This is a genomic window from Cupriavidus sp. 10L45, assembly GCF_056395225.1.
This window is the reverse complement of the sequence record NZ_JBFTJC010000003.1, coordinates 383,473-407,666: the sequence shown is the minus strand read 5'-3', so window position 1 is coordinate 407,666 and position 24,194 is coordinate 383,473. Positions and strand designations below refer to the sequence as shown.

Below are 24,194 nucleotides of genomic sequence, written 5' to 3'. Positions count from 1 at the left end.
ATTTTTGTTGCGTTTTGGGTGGCGTGTTTCGAGTCGCGTTTGACTACGGCTTCTGTCCGCTGGCTTCGCCGGCCCGCTTCGTGCCTTCCTCGAGCAGGAAGTCGATGAAGGCGCGCACCTTGGTCGGCAGGAACTTCCGGCTGGGGTAGACCACGCTCACGTCGCGGCGCGGCAGTTGGTATTGGGGCAGGATGTGCGTGAGGCGGCCGGCTTCGATGTTGGGCCGGGCGAGGTAGGAGGACAGCATGGCGATGCCCATATTGGCCAGCGCGGCCTGGTGGGCCAGTTCGGCGTTGCTGCACAGCAGGCCCGGCCGGATCGCGACCGTGACGTCGCCTTCGGGGCCGGAGAGCGTCCATTCGTGCTCGGCCGTCGGCAGCCGCATGGCGATGCAGCGGTGGTTGGCGAGGTCCTGGGCATTACGCAGCGGTGGGTGCGCGCGCAGGTAGCCGGGCGAGGCACACAGGATGACTTCGGCCGAAATCAGCGGCCGTGCCACGAGGTGCGAGCCGAGACCCAGGTCGGACAGCATCACACCAACATCCCGGCCTTCTTCCACGATATCGACGATACGGTCCGAGAGCAGCACGTCGAACACCACGTCCGGGTAGAGCTGCTGGAAGCGTTCCAGGGTCTGCGGCAGCAGGTGGAGGCCGAACATGACCGGCGCCACCAGCCGCAGCGTGCCCGAGAGCGACTGGCTGCGCGCCGTGACCACCGATTCGGCTTCTTCCACATCCTCGAGGATCTGGCCGCAGCGCTGGAGGTAGGTTTCGCCGGCGTCCGTCAGCGAGAGGCTGCGGGTGGTGCGGTTCAGCAGCCGGGTGCCCAGGTGGCTTTCCAGGTCCGCCACATAGCGCGTGACCACGGCATTGGACATTTCCAATTGCTGCGCCGCACGTGCAAAACTGCCAAGTTCCACCACCTTGGCGAAGACGCGCATCGATTGAAGCCGATCCATGACATAGTCTCCCGATTCACCCGTGAACTTTTACACGATCCGGGGGATTTATTGTGAAAAGCACAATCAATCATTGTGGATGGCAATATTTATTCATATCAGGGGAATGCCTAATATCGCATCACCTGATGCCGCATCGCAACATCCACATTCCGAGCGCCGGCATCCACGAAAAACGAAAGGATTTGCCATGAAGCGCCAATTTGCCCTGACCGTTGCCCTGGTTGCCGCCCTCTCCGCCGCCCCGGCGTTCGCCAAGACCTCGTTCGACCCGTACACCGACGGCGCCAAGTCCACCAGGTTCGACTCGTTCACCGACGGTGCCCGCACCGGCAAGTTCGATTCGTTCGGTGAAGGCGCCCGCACTGGCAAGTTCGACTCCTTCGGCGAAGGCGCCCGTGCTGGCAACTTCGACGTCTACACCGACGGCGCCGCGCTCTGATCTGAGCCCGCCAGTCGCCAAAAAGCCCGTACCTGACCGGTACGGGCTTTTTGTTTATGCGCGCGATGTTCGCTGCGCGCCATGGAAAAACGGGCCCGAAGGCCCGTTTTTTCGTTACCCGCCAATGACTTAGTCGTCGTGGCGATGGCCATGGCGGCGATGCTTGCTCTTCTTGTAGTAGCGGCGATCGTCGTCGTAGGAGTTGCTGCGCGAGACGTTGCCGCCCAGCGCCGCACCGGCCGCGCCGCCCAGGCCCGCACCCACCAGGCCGCCCGTACGGCCGCCCATGGCGTTGCCGGCCGCCGTGCCGGCGCCGCCGCCCAGGGCGCCGCCGATGATGGCACCGGTGCGTTCGCGCTTGCTGGAGGTCAGCGCGCCGCCGGCGCCGCCGCCCACCGCGCCGCCGATCACGGAGCCGGTGCTGCCGCCCAGCGCGCCGCCCACGGCAGCGCCAGCCACGCCGCCCAGACCACCGCCGAGTGCATTGTTCAGGTCACCCCCTGCAAACGCCGGCAGCGCAGCCGCGGAGAGGGCAAGGGCCAGAGTGAGGGTGCGAAGATGGCGAGACATCGTGTTTTCCTTTATCAGTCGTGCATCTGGAACCGGAGTGTAGAGAACGAGCCGTGCCGTTGCTGTAACCAGTTGTGAGGCCCTGTAACCCGCTCCAGAAACGGTATCTATTGGTTAAAAATCGCGGTGTAAACACAACACCCGATTACCGGGGATGAAAAAAGCGACCCCGTAGGGTCGCTTTCGTCACGTCATGATGGATGACGTCAGCAGCACTTGCCCTGCCCGCCGCCGTACCGCGCTTCCTGGCGTTCGCGGAAGAATTCCTCGTACGTCATCGGCGCGCGGTCCGGGTGGGTGGACTCCATATGGGCCACGTAGGTCTGGTAGTCAGGCAGCCCGACCATCAGCCGCAGCGACTGGCCGAGGTAGCGGCCCATGGTCCCGATTTGGTCCAGCATGGTGGCCTCCTGTGGATGGCGATTGGGTTGCGTACTCAGTGCTGCGCGGCCGAGGTGCCGGCCGGCAGCGGCTCGAACGGCGTCTCGCTGTCCGTGCGCTTGGTGATGCCGCGTGCCGCCATGGCCGTCTTGAAGCCATAGAAGACAATCGACAGCACCACGAACATGAACAACGCGCACAGGCCGGCGTCCAGGTAGTCGTTGAAGACGATGCGGTGCATCTGCTCCATCGTCTTGGCCGGCGCCAGGACCTTGCCCTGGGCGATGGCGTCGCTGAACTTGGCCGCGTGGGTCAGGAAGCCGACCTTCGGATCGGCATCGAACAGCTTCTGCCAGCCGGCGGTCAGCGTGCAGATCAGCAGCCACACGGTCGGCAGCGCGGTCACCCACGCGTACTGGCCGCGCTTCATCTTCACCAGCACGCAGGTGCCCAGCACCAGTGCCACGGCAGCCAGCATCTGGTTGGAGATGCCGAACAGCGGCCACAGCGTGTTGATGCCGCCCAGCGGATCGACCACGCCCTGGTACAGGAAGTAGCCCCAGGCCGCCACGGTCAGCGCGGTGGCGATCAGGTTGGCCGGCAGCGAGTCCGTGCGGCGCATGGACGGCACGAAGCTGCCCAGCAGATCCTGCAGCATGAAGCGGCCGGCGCGGGTGCCCGCGTCCACGGCGGTCAGGATGAACAGGGCTTCGAACAGGATGGCGAAGTGGTACCAGAACGCCATCATGGCCTGGCCGCCCACCACCTGATGCAGGATGTGGGCGATACCCACGGCCAGCGTCGGCGCACCGCCGGCGCGCGAGATGATCGTGTTCTCGCCGACATTCCTGGCGGTCTCGATCAGCACGTCAGGGGTGATGACAAAGCCCCACGTCGACACGACCTGGGCCACGGCTTCCGGCGTCGTGCCGATCACGGCCGCCGGGCTGTTCATCGCGAAGTACACGCCCGGCTCGATCACCGAGGCGGCCACCAGCGCCATGATGGCGACGAAGGACTCGGCCAGCATCGCACCGTAGCCGATGAAGCGCGCGTGCGACTCGTTCTCCAGCAGCTTGGGCGTGGTGCCCGACGAGATCAGCGCGTGGAAGCCCGACACCGCGCCGCAGGCGATGGTGATGAAGAGGAACGGGAACAGGTTGCCCGACCACACCGGCCCGCCACCCTGGGCGAACTGCGTGAACGCCGGCATCTTGAGTTCCGGCGCGACGATCACGATGCCGATGGCCAGCGCGATGATCGTGCCGATCTTCAGGAACGTGGACAGATAGTCACGCGGCGCCAGCAGCAGCCACACCGGCAGCACGGCGGCGATGAAGCCGTAGATGATCAGCATCCACGTCAGGGCCTTGCCGTCGTAGGTGAACAGCGGCGCCAGCGTGGCGCTCTCGTGCACGTACTGGCCGCCGATGATGGCCAGCATCAGCAGCACGAAGCCGATGACGGAGACCTCGCCGATACGGCCCGGGCGGATGTAGCGGGTGTAGATGCCCATGAACAGCGCGATGGGGATGGTCACCGCCACGGTGAACGTGCCCCACGGCGAGCCGGCCAGCGCCTTCACCACGATCAGCGCCAGCACCGCCAGGATGATGATCATGATCATGAAGCAGCCGAACAGCGCGATCATGCCGGGCACCGTGCCCATCTCGGACTTGACCAGGTCGCCCAGCGAGCGGCCGTCGCGGCGCGTGGAGATGAACAGGATCATGAAGTCCTGCACCGCCCCGGCGAACACCACGCCGGCCAGGATCCACAGCATGCCGGGCATGTAGCCCATCTGCGCGGCCAGCACCGGGCCGACCAGCGGGCCGGCGCCGGCAATCGCGGCGAAGTGGTGGCCGAACAGCACCGCCTTGTTGGTCGGCACGTAGTCCAGGCCGTCGTTGTGGCGCCACGCGGGCGTCATGCGTTTGGGGTCGAGCTGCATCACCTTGTCGGCGATGAAGCGGCTGTAGTAGCGGTACGCGATCAGGTAGATGCAGAGCGCGGCAACCACGATCCACAGTGCACTGACGGCTTCCCCGCGCGACAGCGCGACGGTGGCGAAGGCAAACGCGCCGAGCACGGCGACGGCCAGCCACAACAGGTGTTGTCCGATGCGATTCATGTTGAAGGGTCTCCTCAGACCGGATATGAAAAACCTGGCGACGCGGATGGCGGGCAGAGTGGGTGGTGCCGGGGCGGCGGCGGACGATCCTGCGAGGAAGGGGGGTCTCCTGGATGTCTGCGGCGTGCCCGGTCTGTTCTCGTCTGTTCCGGATCTGGTCGGCAGGCAGGAGCGCACCGAACCGTGGGCGCGGCGCGCTGACTGCAACGGATTGTGCAGCGCAGGGGCGCACCGCCAATCCGGCGTGTAGTATTGACACCCGCTCCAGCCGGCACAAGCGCGTAACTACGCAACGGGCTTGCGTAGTACTACGTAAGGCCACGCTGCCATGCGGCCTCGCCGGCCTCGGTGTTTACCCCCGATCCAGATGAAACTCCGCCAGAAGATCCTGTTGCTCGCCGTGGCGCCGCTTGCGGTGGCCATGTTCGGCATCGCCTTGGCCGTGCGCTATCAGGCCACCGCGCTGGCCCGCCACGAGCGCGCGCTGGTGGAGGCGGCCTACCTCCAGAGCAAGGAAGTGGAGCTGCGCCACTACGTGGAACTGGCGCAGAGCGCCATTGCGCCGATGGTCGATTCCGGCCGCAACGATGCCGAGACCCGCCGCGCCGCCATGGAAGCCCTGGCGCGGCTCGACTACGGCCCGGACGGCTACTTCTTCCTCTATGACCTCCAGGGCCGCAACCTGATGCACCCGCGCCAGCCCGAACTGGTCGGCCAGGATTTGTGGCTGATGCGTGACCCGCAGGGCGCGCTGACCATCCAGCAGTTGATCATGGCGGCCAAGGCCGGCGGCGGCGCCGTGCGCTACCAGTGGAAGAAACCGTCCTCGCAGCAACTCGCCCCGAAGCTCGGCTACGTCGTGGCCGTGCCGGCGTGGAACTGGATGCTCGGCACCGGCATTTATCTCGACGATGTGGAGCGTACGCTACGTCAGCTCGATGCCCGGGCCGAGACCGACATCCGTGAGACCATGGCGTGGATCGGCGTGATTGCCGGCATCAGCATCCTGCTGGTGGCGGCGAGCGGCCTCGCCCTCAATGTGAGCGACCACCGCGAGGCGGACGCCAAGCTCCATCAGCTGGCCCGGCGCGTGGTGCAGTCGCAGGAGGAGGAGCGCGCGCGACTTTCGCGCGAGCTGCACGATGGCATCAGCCAGTTGCTGGTGTCGGTGAAGCTGGTGCTCGAGGCCGCCACGAACCGCCTGAAGCTGGCGCCGACCGAGGGCGCCTCGGTGGCGCCCGTGCTGGGCATGGCGCTGAACCGGCTCGACTCGGTGTTCAACGAGGTGCGACGGGTGGCGCGCAACCTGCGCCCCGCCCTGCTCGACGACCTGGGTTTGTTCGCCGCACTGCAGCACCTGGCGCGCGAGATGCAGGCCGGCAGCACGCTGGAGATCCACGTCACCCAGACCGGCCAGCCTTGTGAACTGGCCGACGAGCAGGCCACCGCGCTGTTCCGCATCGCCCAGGAGGCGCTGACCAACGTGGAGCGCCACGCGCATGCGCGGCGTGTGGAGGTGGCGCTCACCTTTGAAGACAAGCTCACGCGGCTGACGGTGCGTGACGACGGCACGGGCTTCGACGTCGCCCGCATGCAGTCAGACCCGCAGCGCGGCATCGGGCTGCGCAACCTGCGCGAGCGCATGGCTGCGCTCGACGGGCAGTTTGTGCTGAGTTCCTCGCCGGCCGGCACCCGGCTGGTGGCCACGCTGCCCACGCGTCTTCCAGCCCAACCGCCCGCCCCAGCCCCCGTATCGGAAATTTCGCAGTCATGACCGCTTCGCACGACGACGCCACGACCTCCCCGGCGTCTCCCTCCGCCCCCGCACTCGCCACGCCGGCCCGCGTGCTGTTGATCGACGACCACGCGCTGGTGCGCGACGGCATGCGCATGCACCTGACGCTCCAGCCGGGGCTCGAAGTGGTGGGCGAGGCCGATGACGGCGAGGCGGCGCTCGGCTGGCTGGCCGCCGCCGGCCCCGGGCGGCGCCCGGACCTCGTGATCACCGACATCGGCATGCGCGGCATGGGCGGCATCGCGCTGGCTGGCGCGCTGCACGACCGCTATCCGGAACTCGCCGTGCTGATCGTGTCGATGCACGACAACCTCGAATACGTGCGTCAGGCGATGCGTGCCGGCGCGCGCGGCTACGTGCTCAAGGACGCCCCGGCCGACGAATTGCTGGCCGCCATCCAGGCCGTGCTGGCCGGGCGCGTGTTCTACAGCGCCCGGATCGCGCGCGGCATGGCCGAGCAGACCGTGGGACCGGTGGACGCGCTCACGCCACGCGAGCGAGACATCCTGGCCGGCATCGGCCGGGGGCTGGCCAACAAGGAAATTGCCGCGCAACTCGGCGTGTCGGTGCGGACGGTGGAGACCCACCGCCTCAACCTCAAGCGCAAGCTCGGCATCGAGGGCCGCGCCGGGCTGGTGAAGTACGCCGTGCAATCGCTCGCCGGCGAGCAGGACGGCAACTAGCCCTTCTCCCCCGGCTTTTCCTCCGCCTTCCCAGCTTCTTTCCTGCCATCCGACTGCGGCCTGCCGCACGCGGAATCGGGTATCCCCTACATTGTTGGCGCGATGCCTGTTGCCTAACATTCAGACAACTGAAGGTCGGGGGAAATGTCTCATATTGTCCGCACGTGCATGCTGCGGACCCTTCCCACTGCCTCGCGCTACCTCTTTCCTTCCACTGTTCTCAACCGTGCGTGCAGGCGCCTTGCCTGCGCGCGCGGGTGTCCGTGCGGTTCGTCGATTGGTTCATCCAATACAGATAATGGGGAGACAGTCATGGCAGCAAGGCAGAAAGGCAGCGCGGTATCGCGACGCAAGTTCATGGGTGGTGCCGGCGCCGCCGCCGTGGGCACCGCGACGATGGGCTTCCCTGCCATCGTCAAGGCGCAAGGCCCCGTGACGATGCGTTGGCAGAGCACCTGGCCCACCAAGGATATTTTTCACGAGTTCGCGGGTGACTTCGTCAAGAAGGTCAACGACATGTCCGGCGGCGAACTCAAGATCGAGCTGCTACCGGCGGGCGCCGTGGTCAAGGCGTTCGACCTGATCGACGCCGTCAGCAAGGGCACCCTCGACGGCGGCCACGGCGTGATTGCCTACTGGTACGGCAAGAACTCGGCGCTCGCGCTGTGGGGCTCGGGGCCGGCCTGGGGCATGGACCCGAACATGCTGCTGGCCTGGCACAAGTTCGGTGGCGGCAAGGAGCTGCAGGAGGAGATCTACCGCAGCCTGAACCTCGACGTGGTGTCCTTCCTCTACGGTCCCATGCCCACGCAGCCGCTGGGCTGGTTCAAGAAGCCGATCACCAAGCCAGAAGACTTCAAGGGGCTCAAGTTCCGCACCGTGGGGCTGTCGATCGACATCTTCACCGGGCTGGGCGCGGCCGTGAACGCGCTGCCCGGCGCCGAGATCGTGCCGGCACTGGACCGTGGCCTGCTGGACGCGGCCGAGTTCAACAACGCGAGTTCGGACCGCGCGCTGGGCTTCCAGGATGTGTCGAAGGTCTGCATGCTGCGCAGCTTCCACCAGTGCTCGGAGCAGTTCGAGATCATCTTCAACAAGAAGCGCTACGACGCCCTGAACCCGAAGCTGCGCGCGCTGATCGCCAACGCCGTGGACGCGAGTTCCGCCGATATGTCGATGAAGGCCATCGACCGTTACTCGAAGGACTACCTGGCGCTGCAGCAACAGGGCGTGAAGTTCTACGCCACGCCCAACTCGGTGCTGCAGGCGCAGCTCAAGGTCTGGGACGACATCGTGGCGCGGAAGGAGAAGGAGAATCCGATGTTCAAGAAGGTGAACGATTCGATGAAGGCGTTCGCGCAGCGCAGCACGCGCTGGCAGAACGACACCAACGTCGACTATCGGATGGCGTCTTCCTACTACTTCGCGCCGAAGAAAGGCTGAGTTCGAGGCTGGGTCCACGCTACAAGGCAGGCGGCGGGCGCGCATGATGGCGCGGGCCCGCCGGCGGCCGTCTTCCTCACCGTTCCCTGAAAAGGCATCTCCGTGCAAAAGCTCCTGTTCGGGATCGACAGGATCAGCACCTTCGTCGGCCAGACCGCGTCGTGGCTGATCGTCGCGCTGACACTGATCATCAGCTACGAGGTTTTCTCCCGCTACGCCTTGGGCACGCCCCATGCGTGGGTGTTCGACGTGAGCAACATGCTCTACGGCGCGCTGTTCATGCTGGCCGGCGCCTACACGCTGGCCAAGCGCGGTCATGTGCGCGGCGACATCCTCTACGGCTTTCTCTCGCCACGCGCGCAGGCAGGCATCGACCTCGTACTTTATTGTCTTTTCTTCTTCCCCGGCGTGATCGCACTGGCCTGGGCCGGTATCGACTTCTTCGAGGTCTCGTTGGCGCAGAACGAGCATTCGTCGATCGCGGCAGACGGGCCGCCCATCTACCCGTTCAAGGCCATGATTCCCGTGGCGGGCGCCTTCCTGCTGCTGCAGGGCGTGGCCGAGGTGATCCGCTGCGTGGTCTGCCTGAAGCAGGGCCGCTGGCCGGCGCGCGAGGATGACGTGGAGGAAGTGGATGTGGACAAGCTGCGCCAGATGGTGAGCAGCGAGGACGTGCTGGCGACACCCGCGTCGCCAGTCGAGCCCGCACCGGCCAAGACTTCGGAAAAATACGAGGGCATCGCGCGATGAGAAAGGAACTGTGGTTCGGCCTGTCGCTGATGATATTGATTGTCGGCGCCGTGTTCGTGTTCATGCCATCGCCCGCGGACTGGACGAACGGCCATCTCGGGCTGCTGATGCTGGCGCTGATCGTGGTGGCGATCATGCTCGGCTTCCCGACCGCCTTTACGCTGATGGGCATGGGGGTGCTGTTCGCCTGGCTCGCGTACCGGCACGCCAATCCCGAGATCGCCGTGGAGCAGACGCTGGACCTGATGGTGCAGCGGGCCTACGCGGTGATGACCAATGACGTGCTGATCTCGATCCCGCTGTTCGTGTTCATGGGCTACCTGGTGGAGCGCGCGAACCTGATCGAGAAGCTGTTCCGCAGCCTGCACCTGGCGCTGGCGTGGATCCCGGGCTCGCTCGCGGTGGCCACGCTGATCACCTGCGCGGTGTTTGCCACGGCCACGGGCATCGTCGGGGCGGTGGTCACGCTGATGGGGCTGCTGGCGTTCCCGGCCATGCTGCGGGCCGGGTACAGCACGTCGGTCTCGGCCGGCGCGGTCACGGCGGGCGGGTGCCTGGGCATCCTGATTCCGCCATCGGTGCTGCTGATTGTCTATGGCGCCACGGCCGGGGTGTCGGTGGTGCAGCTCTACGCGGGCGCATTCTTCCCCGGGCTGCTGCTGGCGGGGCTCTATATCGTTTATGTGATTGTGCTGGCGAAGCTGCGGCCGGCGCTGGCGCCGCCGCTGTCGGCCGAGGAGCGCGTGGTGCGCCTCTCGCCGATGGCCACCACGCTGCGCGACACCGTGAGCCGGCGCGCCCTGCCGGCGCTGATGGTGGGGCTCAAGGGCCGGCGCAATGTCGATGTGCCGATGCGCGACGTGGCGCGCCAGCTCGGCGTGACGCTGATGCCGGCGGTCTTCGTGGCGGTGTCGATGAGCCTGATGTACGCGGCCGTGACCTCGCCGCTGGTGGCCGCCGGCGCGGGCGGGCTCGAGGAGATGGGTGCGGTGTCGTCGTCATCGTCATCTTCCGAGGGGGAGGCATCGTTCGACAGTCTCCAGGCCCCTCCCGAAGAAGCCAGCCCGGCGGCCGATGCGCTGACGCCGGCCACGCCCGCCGCGCCGCCCATCGCCCAGATGCCGGCCCCGGCACCCGCCGAGGCCAAGCCGACGCTGGCGAAGCCCGCCGCCGATGGGGCAGCCGATGCCACCGCCGAATCCCGACCCGCCCCCACGTGGTTCTGGGTGACGCTGGCCGTGGTGGCGTTGCTGCTGGTGTATTTCTACTGGCGGTTCGACTTCGCGCGGCTCGAGATCTTCAAGATGCTGCTGTCGTCGTTCTTCCCGCTGGCCGTGATGATCCTGGCGGTGCTGGGTTCCATCGTCTTCGGCCTGGCCACGCCCACCGAGGCGGCGGCGGTCGGCTCGCTCGGCGGCGCCCTGCTGGCCCTGGCGTACGGCCAGCTCAACTACGGCGTGGTGCGCGACTCGGTGTTCCTGACGGCCAAGACCAGCGCGATGGTGTGCTGGCTGTTCGTCGGCTCGTCCATCTTCTCCGCCGCCTTCGCCCTGCTGGGCGGCCAGGCGCTGGTCGAGGAGTGGGTACTGTCCCTGAACCTGACCCCGGTGCAGTTCATGATCCTGGCGCAGGTCATCATCTTCCTGCTCGGCTGGCCGCTGGAATGGACTGAGATCATCATCATCTTCATGCCGATCTTCATCCCGCTGCTCGACAACTTCGGCATCGACCCGCTGTTCTTCGGCCTGCTGGTGGCGCTGAACCTCCAGACGGCCTTCCTCTCCCCGCCAGTGGCGATGGCGGCGTTCTACCTCAAGGGCGTGGCCCCACCCCACGTCACCCTGAACCAGATCTTCGCCGGCATGCTGCCGTTCATGGCGATCCAGATCCTGGCGTTGGCGCTGCTCTATATCTTCCCGGGGATTGGTCTGTGGCTGCCGCAGGTGTTGTATCGGTAGGTACGGCGGCGACGCCGCAAACGGCGCCCAAGTGGCAGTTCCCTGCCACGAGGTTTGCTCCCTCTCCCCCCAGTGGGAGAGGGGAGACAACCGGCGCCCGCTCCATCGTGGGTGGCCATCTCGCAATTTCCTTGTTCCCGCCTGACGTTGCGTCATCTCAATCCCCCACATACGGTAGAACGGTAGGGTCTGGCCTCTCCTTTATCGAGATTCGCCGATGACGCAAGAAGACGAGATAGATGGCCTACGCATTGTCATGAGCGCGGAGCAACTAGAGGCGCTGCTGGCGGGAGAGCCGCTCCGCATGGGCCAGCAAGGTGGCCATACGTTGCGCGAACATGTCGGCCACACGGAAGCGCAATTGTGGGAAAGGCTTTCGCAAGAACCCAGGTTGCGAGCGGCATCGTCATTTTTGGATTGCGACACGGCGGAGTTGGCCATCACCGCGGCCGTGCATGCGAACAGGCGCCGGATAGCGAAATGGGCAGAAGGCTATGGCGCGACGCGATTCGCACTAGAGCAAACCACGGCCAGATCCACTGGCAAGGTCGCCTCCCGGAAAACCGGGACAACGCACGATGGGAACAAACTCGCTGTCGTGCTGTGCCGCGAGCCCTATAACGGCATGCCGTATTTCATCCTGACCGCATATCCGATTGTCGACCATGAGCAAAACCCGGTATCCCGATTTATGGCAGTTGCTAGGCGCTTACTTCAACCAGGATTTTGATCTGTTCGGAAACAGCATCGAAGACCTGACGGATCTGTACATTTTCGAGTCGGACGGGGCGACACGAAGGCGGGTGCTCCGCGACATCGAGACATTCAGGTCGAAGCACGCGGGAGACTTCGAGGAAGCCTATCGCAGGGAGTTTCGTGAAGAAATCGACTGGGGAATCAGCCACGAGGCGTTCCTCGGCAAAGTCGAGCGTCTCATTCACGATAGCCTATAAAAAAGGGCGCCTTGCGGCGCCCTTCTTCATTCCAACCCGAACCCTCAGGCTGCCAGCCGCTTGGCCAGCTTGTCCTTCGTTTCCACCAAATCCTGCGGCAGGTTGTGCTGCAGCTGGGTGAACAGTTCGTCGTGCAGCGCCAGTTCCTGCTGCCAGGCGGCGTGGTCGATCGAGGTGACTTGCTGGAATTGCGCTTCCGAGAAGTCCACGCCGCTCCAGTTCAGGTCCGCGTAGCGGGGCGAGGTGCCGAAGACGTGCTCGGCGCCCTGGCCGCGGCCTTCCACGCGGTCGATCATCCACGACAGGACGCGCATGTTCTCGCCGAAGCCCGGCCAGACGAAGTTGCCGTCGGCGTCCTTGCGGAACCAGTTCACGCAGTAGAACTTCGGCAGCTTGGCGCCGGCGGCTTCGAGCTTCTTGCCGAGTGCCAGCCAGTGGCCGAAGTAGTCGCTCATGTTGTAGCCGCAGAACGGCAGCATGGCGAACGGGTCGCGGCGCACCACGCCTTGCTGGCCAGCGGCCGCGGCGGTGGTTTCGGAGCCCATCGTGGCGGCCATGTAGACGCCTTCGGTCCAGTTGCGGGCCTCGGTCACCAGCGGCACCGTGGTGCTGCGGCGGCCGCCGAAGATGAAGGCATCGATGGCCACGCCGGCCGGGTTGTCCCAGTTCTCGTCGATCGACGGGCACTGCGAGGCCGGCGCCGTGAAGCGCGCGTTCGGGTGGGCCGCCTTGGCGCCGGTTTCGCGGGCGATGGCCGGCGTCCAGTCCTTGCCCTGCCAGTCGACCAGGTGCGCCGGGGCTTCCTTGGTCATGCCTTCCCACCACACGTCGCCGTCATCGGTCAGCGCCACGTTGGTGAAGATCACGTTCTCCTTGAGCGTGGCCATGGCGTTGAAGTTGGTCTTCTCGCTCGTGCCCGGGGCCACGCCGAAGTAGCCGGCTTCCGGGTTGATGGCGTAGAGACGGCCGTCCTGGCCCGGCTTGATCCAGGCGATGTCGTCGCCGATGGTGGTGACCTTCCAGCCCTCGAAGCCCTTGGGCGGGATCAGCATGGCGAAGTTGGTCTTGCCGCAGGCCGACGGGAACGCGGCGGCCACGTGGTACTTCTTGCCCTCGGGCGAGGTCACGCCGAGGATCAGCATGTGCTCGGCCAGCCAGCCTTCGTCGCGGCCCATGGTCGAGGCGATGCGCAGCGCGAAGCACTTCTTGCCCAGCAGCGCGTTGCCGCCGTAGCCGGAGCCGAACGACCAGATCTCGCGGGTTTCGGGGAAGTGGACGATGTACTTGGTCGGGTTGCACGGCCACGGCACGTCCTTCTCGCCAGCGGCGAGCGGCTTGCCGACCGTGTGCACGCACGGCACGAACTCGCCGTCGGCGCCCAGCACGTCATACACGGCGCGGCCCATGCGGGTCATGATGCGCATGTTGACGGCCACGTACGGGGAATCGGACAGTTCCACGCCGATATGGGCGATCGGCGAGCCCAGCGGGCCCATCGAGAACGGCACCACATACAGCGTGCGGCCGCGCATGCAGCCGTCGAACAGGCCGGACAGCGTCTGGCGCATCTCACGCGGGGCAGTCCAGTTGTTGGTCGGGCCGGCGTCCTCTTTCTTCTCGGAGCAGATGAAGGTGCGATCCTCCACGCGCGCCACATCGGACGGATCGGACAGTGCCAGGAAGGAGTTCTTGCGCTTGGCGGGGTTCAGGCGGCGCATGGTACCGGCAGCGACCATCTGTTCGCACAGGCGGTCGTACTCCTCCTGGGAACCGTCGCACCAGTAGATGCTGTCCGGTTTGGTCAGTGTGGCGATGTCGGTAACCCATGCGACCAGTTTCTGGTTCTTGACCCAGGACGGCACGTTCAGTGCCGGGGTGCCTTGCATTGTGGGGTGGTTCATACAGCTACTCCAAAGCGAGAAAGAAACCTTGGCAAAGCCCTGCCGGGTACCGTGTCAGGCTCCCGGGGCGGCGCCGTCCATAGCGTGAGGGAATGAGAGGCCCGGTGCGCCATGTTCGACATGGGGCACTCGGGCACGCAATCGTCACATCCCGTTACAACTACGCAACAAGCAAATCCGCCCAAGGGTCGCAGCGGTCCCTGCGGCTGCGCTACAGTTGCGCTTCGCCCGCATATGGCGGGCGGCAGGGGCCGGTCAGGCTTTGTCCGGCGGCGCGGGGCGATGGGCGGGAGCGTGGCTCTACCGTCGCATCCGGCCTGCCGCGTCGCAGAAGCGGGCAAGGATACCACCGCAAACTCCGCCTGTTTTTTGCTGCGCAACATTGTGCCGAGGCATCCGGCGCCCCGTTTTGGCGGGTCGGCAAGGGCGCACGCGGATGCGGAACGAGCCATGTCTGGGTTCAATGTTGCGTCAGGTCGGCCCACAATACTGTCGGGCGCGCGCTGATTCTGTTGCCGTGCGCACCAAGCCGCCGCCCCGATGTCGCTCCTCAAGCCAAAGAGTCACCGATGAAGATTGCCGTTCTCGACGATTACCAGGACGCGGTGCGCAAGCTGCCGTGCTTCGCCCTGCTGGAAGGCCACGACGTCAAGGTGTTCAACAACACCGTCAAGGGCGTGGGCCAGCTGGCCGCGCGCCTCTCCGATGTGGAAGCCGTGGTCCTGATCCGCGAGCGCACCCGTGTGACGCGTCAGTTACTTGAAAAGCTGCCGCGCCTGAAGATCATCAGCCAGACCGGCCGCGCCGGCGGCCATGTGGATATCGACGCCTGCACCGACCGCGGCGTGGCCGTGCTCCAGGGCGTGGGCTCGCCAGTGGCCCCGGCCGAACTGACCTGGGCGCTGATCATGGCGGCCCAGCGCCGCATTCCCCAGTACGTGGCCAGCCTGAAGCACGGCGCCTGGCAGCAGTCGGGGCTGAAATCGACGACGATGCCGCCCAACTTCGGCCTGGGCCAGGTGCTGCGCGGCCAGACGCTGGGTGTCTGGGGCTACGGCAAGATCGGCCGGCTCCTGGCCGGCTATGGGCGGGCGTTCGGCATGAACGTGCTGGTCTGGGGCCGCGAGGCCTCCCAGCAGGCTGCGCGTGAGGACGGGCTGAACGTGGCCGCGTCCGCCGAGCAGTTGTTTGCCGAGAGCGACGTGCTGTCGCTCCATCTGCGCCTGAACGACGAGACGCGCGGCATCGTCAAGCTGGCCGACCTGCAGCGCATGAAGCCCACGGCGCTGTTCGTCAACACCAGCCGGGCCGAGCTGATCGAGGATGGCGCGCTGGTCGCCGCGCTGAACCGCGGCCGCCCCGGCATGGCGGCCGTGGACGTATTCGAGTCCGAGCCGATCCTGCAGGGCCACGCGCTGCTGCGCATGGAGAACTGCATCTGCACGCCGCACCTGGGCTATGTGGAGCGCGACAGCTACGAGCTGTACTTCCGCACCGCGTTCCAGAACATCCTCGACGTGCTGGACGGCAATCACGAAAGCGTGGCCAATCCCAAGGCGCTGACGCCCACCCTGTCGCGCTAAGTTATTAGACGGTGCGGCCGGGGGCCGCAGCCCCCAAGGAGACGCTCGGCGAGCGTCTCCTTCCCCACATTGGCGCCGGTCCGGATTGCGCCAAAGCCGCTACACTCGGGGCAATCTGTCGCCCCATCCCCTCACATTTCATGGATCCCAGGCTCCTGGCGCTGTGCGTCGGCAACTTCGTCATCGGCACCGGCGCGATGATCGTCACCGGCATGCTCAACGACATTGCCGCCGATTTCGCGCTCAGCGCCGCCACGGCCGGTCAGCTGATCTCGGTGTTCGCCATCGCCACCTGCGTGGGCGCGCCGCTGTTCGCCACGATCGGCTCCCGCATCGACCGCCGCCTGCTGCTGGCCGGGGCGCTGCTGGTCTACGGGGCGATGCACCTCGCCGCCGCGCTGGCGCCCAGCTTCGCCATGCTGATGGCGATCCGCTTCGTCACGGCCATCGGCGCCGCCATCTACACCCCGCAGGCCGCCGCCACGCTGCCGCTGCTGGTGGATGCCCGCACGCGCGGGCGGGCCATCAGCTTTGTCTTTCTGGGCTGGAGCGTGGCCAGCGTGGTGGGCGTGCCGCTGGGCACCTTCATCTCCAGCACGCTGGGCTGGCGCGTCAGCATGGGGCTGGTGGGCGGGCTGTCGCTGATCGTGTCGATGGCGGTCTGGCGCGCGTTGCCGGCCGGGCTCCAGGTGGCGCCGGTGGGCCGCAAGGCGTGGGCGGCCGTGCTGCGCCACAAGCCGATCATGCTGGTGGTGACCACCACGATGATCCAGTCGGCCGGCATGTTCACGATGTTTACCTACATCGCCCCGCTGATGCGGGACCGCTTCGGTATCAGCGGCGGCGCGCTGAGCCTGATGTTCCTGGCCTACGGGATCTGCGGCGTGACCGGCAACGTGGTGGCCGCCTCGCGCATGGACCGCGTGACGCCGAGCCGCATCGTGCAGGTGGCGCTGACCACCTCGCTGGCCGCCATGCTGCTGTGGCCGCTGGCCGGCTGGCATGTTGGCGCGCTGGTGGCGCTGTTCATGCTCTGGGGCGTGGGCGGATTCGCCACCAACAGCGTCCAGCAGGCCCGGCTGGTGCTGCTGGGGCCGGACCAGGCCGCGGCGTCCATCTCGCTCAATTCCTCTTCGATTTACCTGGGCCAGGCGCTGGGCGCCATGGCCGGGGCGGCCATCTATACCTTGGCCGGGCCCGATGCGCTGCACTGGGGTGCGGCGGTGCTGATCGCGCTCGGACTGGCGATTTCGCAGCGGGCGCGGGCGCTCGGCTGCCACTGGACACCGCGCAGCGCGTAGCAGATGTCGTAGCAGTCCCAAAGCAGCGCGGGACCACGAGCCCGCGCGGCCCCGCACACGCAAGGAGGGCGTACCGTGGCCGAGACCGATCCCCGTCCCAACCCAGCCGCCTCGGGCGGTGGCGCCACCGGCCGCGTGCTGGCCGTCAATGTCGGCATCCGCCTGCCGCTGGTGGTGGCCGGGGCCGGCACCGAAGCCGTAGTGCTCTCCGCCATCCGCAAGCATCCGCTCAGTACGCTGCATCATCCGATTGCCGTCGGCGTGCACCTGCGCGGGCTGGCCGGCGACGAGCAGGCCGACCTGACCGTTCACGGCGGGCGGGACCGGGCGGTCTATGCGTACCCGATCGAGCATTACACCTGGTGGAACGCGCGCCGCCGCGAGGCCGGTGTCGAAGAGGCCGAGCGCCCGCTGGCCTTCGGCGCCATGGGCGAGAACCTGACCCTGCAGGGGCTGCTCGAATCCGCCCTGTGGATAGGTGACCAGCTGCGCGTGGGCGAGGTGGAACTGGTGGTGCGCGCACCGCGCCAGCCCTGCTACAAGCTCAACGCCATCCTCGGCTATGCCCAGGCGGTGCGCGACATGGTGCGCAGCGGCTATTCGGGCGTGTACCTGAGCGTGGCCACGCCGGGGGTGATCCGGGCCGGCGATGCCGCCGTGGTGATCCCGGGGCCGCGTGAAGTGTCGGTGGAAAACATCAATCGGCGCACCAATCCGTAACGAAATCGACGTTCCACCCCCTTCCAGCGTTAGTCCGGAGTGGCCCGACCGTGCTTTTCTGCTAATGTTTTAAGTCAGATACAAGCGTCTTCGGGCCAGATCTCCCTCCCCCGGCCCGCCTATCCCCTATTGGCGCTGTAACAGGTTGTAATACGACGCGCTGGCCTGAAAAGCCAAGGCGCGGTACTAGTAGTGGTTTGCGCGGGCAAACCGGTTCCAAGAAGCCGGTGCCGGGGAGCGGGCGCGCGCCATGCGGTGTTTGAGGGTCCTCACATGAAAACAGACGGGATCGACCGGCCCAAGGGCTTCGTCGATGGCAACTGGAGCGCGTCCACCAGCACGGGGCGCGGCCGCACTTCGCCCTGGATCGCCATCGTGGCGGTGATCGTCATTGCCGGGGCGGGCTGGTTTGGCTACAAGACGTGGTTCGCGCCCAAGCCGGCGGCCAAGGGCCCGACCGTCACGGCGGTGGCCACGGCCATCGTCCAGCAGGGCGATGTACCGCTGGAAGTCACCGCCAACGGCACCGTCACGGCCATGCAGACCGTGGAGGTGCGGCCGCAGGTGTCCAGCACCGTCCAGACCGTGCATATCAAGGAAGGCCAGACTGTGAAGCCGGGCGATTTGCTGTTCTCGCTCGACACCCGCATGGACGAGGCAAACCTGGCCAAGGCCCGCGCCCAGTTGATGCGCGACCAGGCCGACCTGTCCGATGCCCGCCGCACGCTCTCGCGCAGCCAGGAGCTGCTGGAGCGCAATTTCGTCTCCAAGAGCGCCGTGGATACGGCCCAGGCCAAGCTGGACGGCTTCGAGGCCACCATCCGCGCCGACCAGGCCGCGATCGAGGCCAGCCGCGTGGCCATCAGCTACGGCGCCATCCGCGCGACGATTGGCGGCCGCACCGGCGTGATCAACGTCTTCCCGGGCTCGCTCGTCACCCCCGCCACGGTGACGCCGATGGTGACCGTGGCGCAGATCTCGCCGGTTACCGTCAGCTTCACGCTGCCCGAGCGCCAGCTCGCCGCGCTGCGCGAGGCGCTGCACGCCGGCCCGGTCGAGGTGACCGCCGTGCCCAACGACGGCAACAAGGCCCCCGTGACCGGCAAGATCACCTTCGTCGACAACACCGTGGACCCGCAGTACGGCAGCATCCGCGTGAAGGCGATGTTCGACAATCAGGCGCAGCGGCTCTGGCCGGGCACCTACGCCAACGTCAGCGCCACGGTGCAGGTGCTTCGGGGCGCCCTCAGCGTGCCGCCGCAGGCCGTCATCACCGGCCCGGAAGGCCGCTTCGTCTACACCGTGGGCGCGGACCACACCGTGACGCGCGTGCCGGTGACCGTGGTGGCCACCACCGCCGCCGCCGCCGTGGTCGAGGGCGTGCAGCCCGGCGCCCGCGTGGTGACCGAGGGCGCGCAGAACCTGCGCCCCGGCGCGCTGGTGCGCGAGGCCCGCCCGCGCGACGCCTCATCCCCGGCTGCCCCGGCGGCCGTGGCAGACAAGCACTAGACCATGACGCTGTCCGAACTCTGTATCCGCCGGCCCGTCATGACGGTGCTGCTGTGCCTGGCCGTCATCGTGACGGGCATCGTGCTGTATCCGACGATTCCCATCGCGGCGCTGCCCAGCTTCAACTCGCCGGTGATCCAGGTCACGGCGACGCTGCCCGGGGCGAGCCCCGAGACCATGGCCGCCTCGGTGGCCACGCAGCTGGAGAAGCAGTTCGCCACGATTCCGGGCGTCACCGTCATCAGTTCGTCCAACACGCTGGGCAACTCCAGCATCACGATCGAGTTCAACAGCGACCGCAACATCGACGATGCGGCCGTGGACGTGCAGGCGGCGCTGTTCCGCGCCCAGCGTTCGCTGCCGATCGAGATGACCGTGCCGCCGTCCTACCGCAAGGTGAACCCGGCCGATGCGCCGGTGCTGCTGCTGGCGATCAACTCGCCCGCGATGAGCCTGGCGGAGCTGAACGCGTTCGGCGACAACCTGATTTCCCCGACGCTGGCCACGCTGCCCGGCGTGGCGCAGGTGCAGATCTTCGGCCAGAAGCGCTTTTCGGTGCGCGTGCGCGCCCACCCGGACGCGCTGGCGGCGCGCGGGCTCACGCTCGACGAGCTGGCCACCGCGCTGAACCGCGCCAACGCCAATACGCCGGTCGGCACGCTGGACGGCGCACGCCAGACCCTGACCATCCAGGCCAATCGGCAGATGACCAGCGCCGAGGCGTTCCGCAACATCATCGTGGCCAGCCAGCCGAGCGGCGCCGTGGTGCGGCTCTCGGACGTGGCCGATGTGGAAGACGGCGTCGAGACCATCAAGACCGGTAGCTGGCTCAACAACGAGCGCTCCATCGTGCTGGCCGTGCAGCGCCAGCCGGACGCCAACACCGTGGCCGTGGTGGATGCCATCAAGGCCGCCCTGCCCCGCCTGATCCAGCAGATGCCCGGTTCGGTCAGCGTGAACGTGGTGAACGACCGCTCGCGCTCCATCCGCGAGTCGATCCATGACGTGCAGTTCACGCTGGCGCTGACCGTGGGGCTGGTGGTGATGGTGATCTTCCTGTTCCTGCGCCGCGCCGCCGCCACGCTGATACCGACGGTGTCCCTGCCGATCTCGCTGATCGGCACGGTGGCGCTGATGAAGGCGTTCGGCTACAGCCTGGACAACGTCTCCCTGCTGGCCATCACGCTGGCGGTGGGCTTGGTGGTGGACGACGCCATCGTGATGCTTGAGAACATCGTGCGGCACATCGAGGAAGGCGTGCCGCCGCTCAAGGCCGCGCTGGTGGGCTCGCGCGAGATGGGCTTCACGATCCTGTCGATCTCGATCTCGCTGGTGGCCGTGTTCATCCCGATCTTCTTCATGCCGGGCGTGATCGGGCTGCTGTTCCACGAGTTCGCCGCAGTGGTGTCGCTGTCGATTCTGGTCTCGGCGGTGGTCTCGCTGACGCTGATCCCGATGCTCTGCGCGCGCTTTCTCTCGGCCGAGAATGTGCCGGTGGACGAGTCGCAGCACGCCTATGGCGACCATGGCGACCACGCCTCCGGTGCGGCCAGCGCCGCCGCGCCGCGCGTGCAGCAGAAGCAGACCATTGGCATGCGCAGCACGCAGTGGTTCGAGGACCTCTTCGAGTGGACGCTCCATAAGTACGCTACCGGCCTGGACTGGTGCCTGGCGCACCGGCGTTTCGTGCTCGGCGTGGCGGGGCTGACCTTCGTGCTGACCGCCGTGCTGTTCGTCAAGATTCCGAAGGGCTTCTTCCCCGAGGAAGACATCGGCCAGATCCAGGTCAACGCCGAAGGGCCGCAGGACATCTCGTTCGATGCCATGTCCGACCGCCTGCGCGATGCCGCCGAGCGGATCCGCGCCAATCCGGCGGTGAAGAGCGTGGTGGCGTCGATTGGCGGCGGCAATTCGCCGGCCATCAACACGGGCCGGATGTTCGTGGAACTGAAGCCGCTGGACGAGCGGCCGAAGATGCCGCAGGTGGTGGAGTCGCTGCGCAAGGACGTGTCCAGCGTGCCGGGGCTGGCGGTGTACTTCTCGCCGGTGCAGAACCTGCGGCTGGGCGGGCGCCAGAGCAAGAGCCGCTACCAGTACACGCTGCAGAGCGTGAAGGCGGGCCAGCTCCAGGAGTACAGCGACAAGATCATGGCCAAGATGCGCGCCGAGCCGATCTTCCGCGATGTGACGAGCGATTCCCAGCAATCGGGCCTGGAAGCGCAGCTGACCATCGACCGGGACAAGGCCAACGCGCTGGGCGTGCAGATGCAGGACGTGCGCACGGCGCTGTACACGGCGTTTGGCGAGCGGCAGGTGTCGACCATCTACACGCCGATCGACAATTACTACGTGATCCTGACCGCCGCCGATGTGGATCGCGTGGACGAGACGGCGTTCTCCAAGCTCTACGTGCGCAGCAAGACCGGGCAGATGGTGCCGGTGTCGGCGTTTGCCACGACCGAGCGCCGGGTGGGGCCGATTGCGGTGAACCACCAGGGGCAACTGCCGTCGGTGACGGTGTCGTTCAACCTCGCGCCGGGCGCGGCGCTGGGCGACGCTTCGGCCAAGATCGACCGCTACAAGCAGGAGATCGACATGCCGCCAGCCATCTTCACCAGCTGGGGCGGTGATGCAGCGGTGTTCCAGTCGTCGCAGGCCACGCAGGTGGTGCTGCTGGTGGCGGCTATTGCGGTGATCTATACGCTGCTGGGCGTGCTGTACGAGAGCTACATCCACCCGCTGACCATCCTGGCCGGGCTGCCGTCGGCGGCCATCGGCGCCTTGCTGACGCTGTTCCTGTTCAACGTGGAGTTGTCGCTGATCGCGACGATTGGCGTGCTGATGCTGATTGGCATCGTCAAGAAGAACGCGATCATGATGATCGACTTCGCGCTCGCGGCGCAGCGCGACCACGGCATGGCGCCGGCCAAGGCGATCCGGCAGGCCTGCTTGCTGCGCTTCCGGCCGATCATGATGACGACCTTCGCGGCCGTGATGGGCGCGCTGCCGCTGGCGCTGGGCCTGGGCGCCGGTGCCGAGCTGCGCCAGCCGCTGGGTCTGGCCGTGGTGGGCGGCCTGCTGTTCTCGCAGGTCATCACGCTGTTCATCACGCCGGTGATCTACCTCGCGCTCGACCGGTTCTCCGGCACGGGTCCGCTGCAGATCGATTCGGAAGGCAACCCGCTCGCGGAACGCGAGCCGGCGGCGGTCACGCACTGATCCTGCTAGACACTGGTGGCCTGCGCGATGCATTCGCGCAGCCACTGGTGCGCGGGGTCGCGATGGGCGCGCTCGTGCCACAACATCGACATCTCATAGCCGGGCACCTCCACCGGCGCCTCTACCACCTCCAGCGTTACCGTATCGCGTACCAGCCGCTCCGGCAGCATCGCCACGAGGTCCGTGCGCTCCAGCACCGCGCGCACGAACAGGAAGTGCGGCACCGATAACACCACGCGGCGCGTGGCGCCGGCCGCCGCCAGCGCGGTGTCGGTCACGCCGAAGAAGCCGCCGCCATCGGGCGACACCATCACATGCTCCAGTTCGGCAAACTGCGCCAGCGTGGGCCGCCGCTTCAGGCGCGGATGGCCGGCGCGGCCCACCAGCACGTAGCGCTCGGTGAACAGCGCGCGGCGGCGCAGGCCGGGCGGCGCGCCATCGGAGGTGTGGAAGGCGAGGTCGATCTCGCCCTGCTCCGCCTGCCGGGCGATGCTGGCCGGCACCATGTCGAGCACCGCCAGCCGCGTGCCCGGCGCCGCCGCGCGGATGGTGCTCAGCGCCGGCAGCACGATGGTCGATTCGCCATAGTCGGTGGCGGCCACGCGCCAGGTGTGGTCCGCCTGCGCGGGGTCGAACGGGCTGGACGGCGCCACGGCGGCTTCCAGCGCCGCCAGCGCCTGCCGCAGCGGCTCGCGCAAGGACTCGGCGCGGGCCGTGGGCCGCATGCCGCGCGGCCCGGGCAGCAACAGCGGATCGCCGAAGATCTCGCGCAGCTTGGCCAGATGCACGCTCACCGAGGGCTGCGAGTAATGCAGCCGCTCTGCCGCACGCGTGACGTTGTGCTCGGCCAGCAGCACATCGAGCGTCAGCAGCAGATTCAGGTCCAGACGCCTGAGATTAGTCATCGCAATACCTAGGATATTGGAAATTCATTTCCAATATACCGGACGGCCGTCCATCCTTGGGGCATCCCTTCCCATCGACAGAGACCCGCCATGAACGTGCTGATTGTCTACGCCCACCCCGAACCGACCTCGCTGAACGGTTCGCTCAAGGATTTTGCGATGCAGCGGCTCGCGGCCAACGGCCACGCGGTGCAGGTCTCGGACCTCTATGCGATGGGCTGGAAGCCGCAGCTCGACGCCGGCGACACGCTCGAGCGCCAGGCCGGTACGCCGTTCCATCCTTCGCTCGACTCGAAGCGCGCGTTCGAAGGCGGCTGGCAAAGCCCCGACATCGCCGCCGAGCAGGACAAGCTGCGCTGGGCCGACGCCGTGATCTTCCAGTTCCCGCTCTGGTGGTTCTCCATGCCGGCCATCATGAAAGGCTGGGTCGAGCGCGTGTACGCCTATGGCTTCGCCTACGGCGTGGGCGAGCACTCGGACGCGCGCTGGGGCGACCGCTACGGCGAAGGCTCGCTCAAGGGCAAGCGGGCGATGCTGGTGGTGACCACGGGCGGCTGGGACTCGCACTACAGCGCGCGCGGTATCAACGGCCCCATCGACGATCTGCTGTTCCCGATCCAGCACGGCGTGCTGTACTACCCCGGCTTCGACGTGCTGCCGCCCTTCGTCTCCTATCGCAGCGGGAAGATGGATGACGCGCGCTTCGCGTCGATCCGCGAGGCGCTGGGCGCACGGCTCGATACGCTGTTCGAGACGGCGCCGATCCCCTATCGCCCGCAGAACTCGGGGCAATACGAGATTCCGGCCCTGACGCTGCGCGACGACATCGCGCCTGACCGCAAAGGCTTCGCCGCGCATATGGAATAGGAGGGCGCTTGGGACCGGTGCCGGTACTATGCGTGGCTTGGCACCGGCGATCATTGGATAGTCATCGCCATGAAGAATCAACGTAGTTAGATTTATCGCTTCATTATTCATCGCGACGATAT

At 66.8% G+C, this 24,194-nt stretch carries 20 protein-coding genes; 14 read left to right on the top strand and 6 right to left on the bottom strand.

Annotation, left to right across the window (positions count from 1 at the left end):
* Positions 1 to 43 precede the first annotated feature (43 nt).
* Complete coding sequence (locus AC1DFU_RS07810; RefSeq protein WP_441591584.1) at positions 44 to 961, bottom strand: LysR family transcriptional regulator; 918 nt, start codon at positions 959 to 961, stop codon at positions 44 to 46.
* A 190-nt stretch (positions 962 to 1,151) separates the two neighbouring features.
* On the opposite strand from AC1DFU_RS07810, the gene AC1DFU_RS07805 reads away from it, so the two are divergent.
* Complete coding sequence (locus tag AC1DFU_RS07805; RefSeq protein WP_092291006.1) at positions 1,152 to 1,403, top strand: hypothetical protein; 252 nt, start codon at positions 1,152 to 1,154, stop codon at positions 1,401 to 1,403.
* Between the two features lie 129 nt (positions 1,404 to 1,532).
* On the opposite strand, the gene AC1DFU_RS07800 is transcribed toward AC1DFU_RS07805, so the two are convergent.
* The 3 genes from AC1DFU_RS07800 to AC1DFU_RS07790 all read right to left on the bottom strand — a co-directional run bounded on the left by AC1DFU_RS07800 (position 1,533) and on the right by AC1DFU_RS07790 (position 4,485).
* The gene (locus AC1DFU_RS07800; RefSeq protein WP_092291008.1) at positions 1,533 to 1,973 is read right to left on the bottom strand and encodes a hypothetical protein; all 441 of its coding nucleotides are present in this window, start codon (positions 1,971 to 1,973) and stop codon (positions 1,533 to 1,535) included.
* 206 nt (positions 1,974 to 2,179) lie between these two features.
* Complete coding sequence (locus AC1DFU_RS07795) at positions 2,180 to 2,374, bottom strand: YbdD/YjiX family protein (RefSeq protein WP_092291010.1); 195 nt, start codon at positions 2,372 to 2,374, stop codon at positions 2,180 to 2,182.
* Positions 2,375 to 2,409: 35 nt separating this feature from the next.
* The gene (locus AC1DFU_RS07790; protein ID WP_092291012.1) at positions 2,410 to 4,485 is read right to left on the bottom strand and encodes a carbon starvation CstA family protein; all 2,076 of its coding nucleotides are present in this window, start codon (positions 4,483 to 4,485) and stop codon (positions 2,410 to 2,412) included.
* A gap of 367 nt (positions 4,486 to 4,852) precedes the next feature.
* Here AC1DFU_RS07790 and AC1DFU_RS07785 point away from each other — a divergent pair, with 367 nt between their 5' ends.
* From AC1DFU_RS07785 to AC1DFU_RS07755, 7 genes are all read left to right on the top strand, one after another.
* Positions 4,853 to 6,259, top strand: a complete 1,407-nt coding sequence (locus tag AC1DFU_RS07785; RefSeq protein ID WP_441591580.1) for a cache domain-containing protein — start codon at positions 4,853 to 4,855, stop codon at positions 6,257 to 6,259.
* Positions 6,256 to 6,963, top strand: coding sequence for a response regulator (locus AC1DFU_RS07780; RefSeq protein ID WP_255370692.1), 708 nt, complete (start codon positions 6,256 to 6,258; stop codon positions 6,961 to 6,963). Before AC1DFU_RS07785 ends, AC1DFU_RS07780 begins: the two co-directional genes overlap by 4 nt.
* Positions 6,964 to 7,275: 312 nt before the next feature.
* A complete protein-coding gene (locus tag AC1DFU_RS07775) occupies positions 7,276 to 8,406 on the top strand; it encodes a TRAP transporter substrate-binding protein (protein WP_092291016.1) in 1,131 nt (376 codons plus the stop codon).
* Between the two features lie 102 nt (positions 8,407 to 8,508).
* Positions 8,509 to 9,156, top strand: coding sequence for a TRAP transporter small permease subunit (locus AC1DFU_RS07770; RefSeq protein WP_092291018.1), 648 nt, complete (start codon positions 8,509 to 8,511; stop codon positions 9,154 to 9,156).
* Positions 9,153 to 11,114 carry a TRAP transporter large permease gene (locus tag AC1DFU_RS07765; protein WP_092291020.1) on the top strand — a complete coding sequence of 654 codons (1,962 nt, stop codon included), beginning with the start codon at positions 9,153 to 9,155 and terminating at the stop codon, positions 11,112 to 11,114. Before AC1DFU_RS07770 ends, AC1DFU_RS07765 begins: the two co-directional genes overlap by 4 nt.
* Before the next feature lie 217 nt (positions 11,115 to 11,331).
* Complete coding sequence (locus tag AC1DFU_RS07760) at positions 11,332 to 11,844, top strand: RNase A-like domain-containing protein (RefSeq protein ID WP_441591577.1); 513 nt, start codon at positions 11,332 to 11,334, stop codon at positions 11,842 to 11,844.
* Positions 11,780 to 12,067, top strand: coding sequence for a contact-dependent growth inhibition system immunity protein (locus AC1DFU_RS07755; RefSeq protein WP_177219848.1), 288 nt, complete (start codon positions 11,780 to 11,782; stop codon positions 12,065 to 12,067). The genes AC1DFU_RS07760 and AC1DFU_RS07755 overlap by 65 nt, the downstream gene beginning before the upstream one ends.
* A 44-nt stretch (positions 12,068 to 12,111) precedes the next feature.
* Here AC1DFU_RS07755 and AC1DFU_RS07750 read toward each other — a convergent pair whose 3' ends face one another.
* A complete protein-coding gene (locus tag AC1DFU_RS07750) occupies positions 12,112 to 13,968 on the bottom strand; it encodes a phosphoenolpyruvate carboxykinase (GTP) (RefSeq protein ID WP_441591575.1) in 1,857 nt (618 codons plus the stop codon).
* A 569-nt stretch (positions 13,969 to 14,537) separates the two neighbouring features.
* On the opposite strand from AC1DFU_RS07750, the gene AC1DFU_RS07745 reads away from it, so the two are divergent.
* The 5 genes from AC1DFU_RS07745 to AC1DFU_RS07725 all read left to right on the top strand — a co-directional run bounded on the left by AC1DFU_RS07745 (position 14,538) and on the right by AC1DFU_RS07725 (position 22,300).
* The gene (locus AC1DFU_RS07745) at positions 14,538 to 15,551 is read left to right on the top strand and encodes a D-2-hydroxyacid dehydrogenase family protein (RefSeq protein WP_092291026.1); all 1,014 of its coding nucleotides are present in this window, start codon (positions 14,538 to 14,540) and stop codon (positions 15,549 to 15,551) included.
* Positions 15,552 to 15,691: 140 nt separating this feature from the next.
* Positions 15,692 to 16,852, top strand: coding sequence for an MFS transporter (locus AC1DFU_RS07740; RefSeq protein ID WP_441591573.1), 1,161 nt, complete (start codon positions 15,692 to 15,694; stop codon positions 16,850 to 16,852).
* Positions 16,853 to 16,927: 75 nt separating this feature from the next.
* Positions 16,928 to 17,572: an MOSC domain-containing protein gene (locus AC1DFU_RS07735; protein WP_092291030.1), complete on the top strand. Its 645-nt coding sequence runs from the start codon at positions 16,928 to 16,930 to the stop codon at positions 17,570 to 17,572.
* 273 nt (positions 17,573 to 17,845) lie between these two features.
* On the top strand, positions 17,846 to 19,081 hold the full coding sequence (locus tag AC1DFU_RS07730) for an efflux RND transporter periplasmic adaptor subunit (RefSeq protein WP_092291032.1): 1,236 nt from the start codon (positions 17,846 to 17,848) through the stop codon (positions 19,079 to 19,081).
* A 3-nt stretch (positions 19,082 to 19,084) separates the two neighbouring features.
* Complete coding sequence (locus AC1DFU_RS07725) at positions 19,085 to 22,300, top strand: efflux RND transporter permease subunit (protein WP_441591570.1); 3,216 nt, start codon at positions 19,085 to 19,087, stop codon at positions 22,298 to 22,300.
* Between the two features lie 5 nt (positions 22,301 to 22,305).
* Here AC1DFU_RS07725 and AC1DFU_RS07720 read toward each other — a convergent pair whose 3' ends face one another.
* Positions 22,306 to 23,205 carry a LysR family transcriptional regulator gene (locus AC1DFU_RS07720; RefSeq protein ID WP_441591568.1) on the bottom strand — a complete coding sequence of 300 codons (900 nt, stop codon included), beginning with the start codon at positions 23,203 to 23,205 and terminating at the stop codon, positions 22,306 to 22,308.
* A 90-nt stretch (positions 23,206 to 23,295) separates the two neighbouring features.
* On the opposite strand from AC1DFU_RS07720, the gene AC1DFU_RS07715 reads away from it, so the two are divergent.
* Positions 23,296 to 24,072 carry an NAD(P)H-dependent oxidoreductase gene (locus AC1DFU_RS07715; RefSeq protein WP_092291038.1) on the top strand — a complete coding sequence of 259 codons (777 nt, stop codon included), beginning with the start codon at positions 23,296 to 23,298 and terminating at the stop codon, positions 24,070 to 24,072.
* Positions 24,073 to 24,194: the final 122 nt, after the last annotated feature.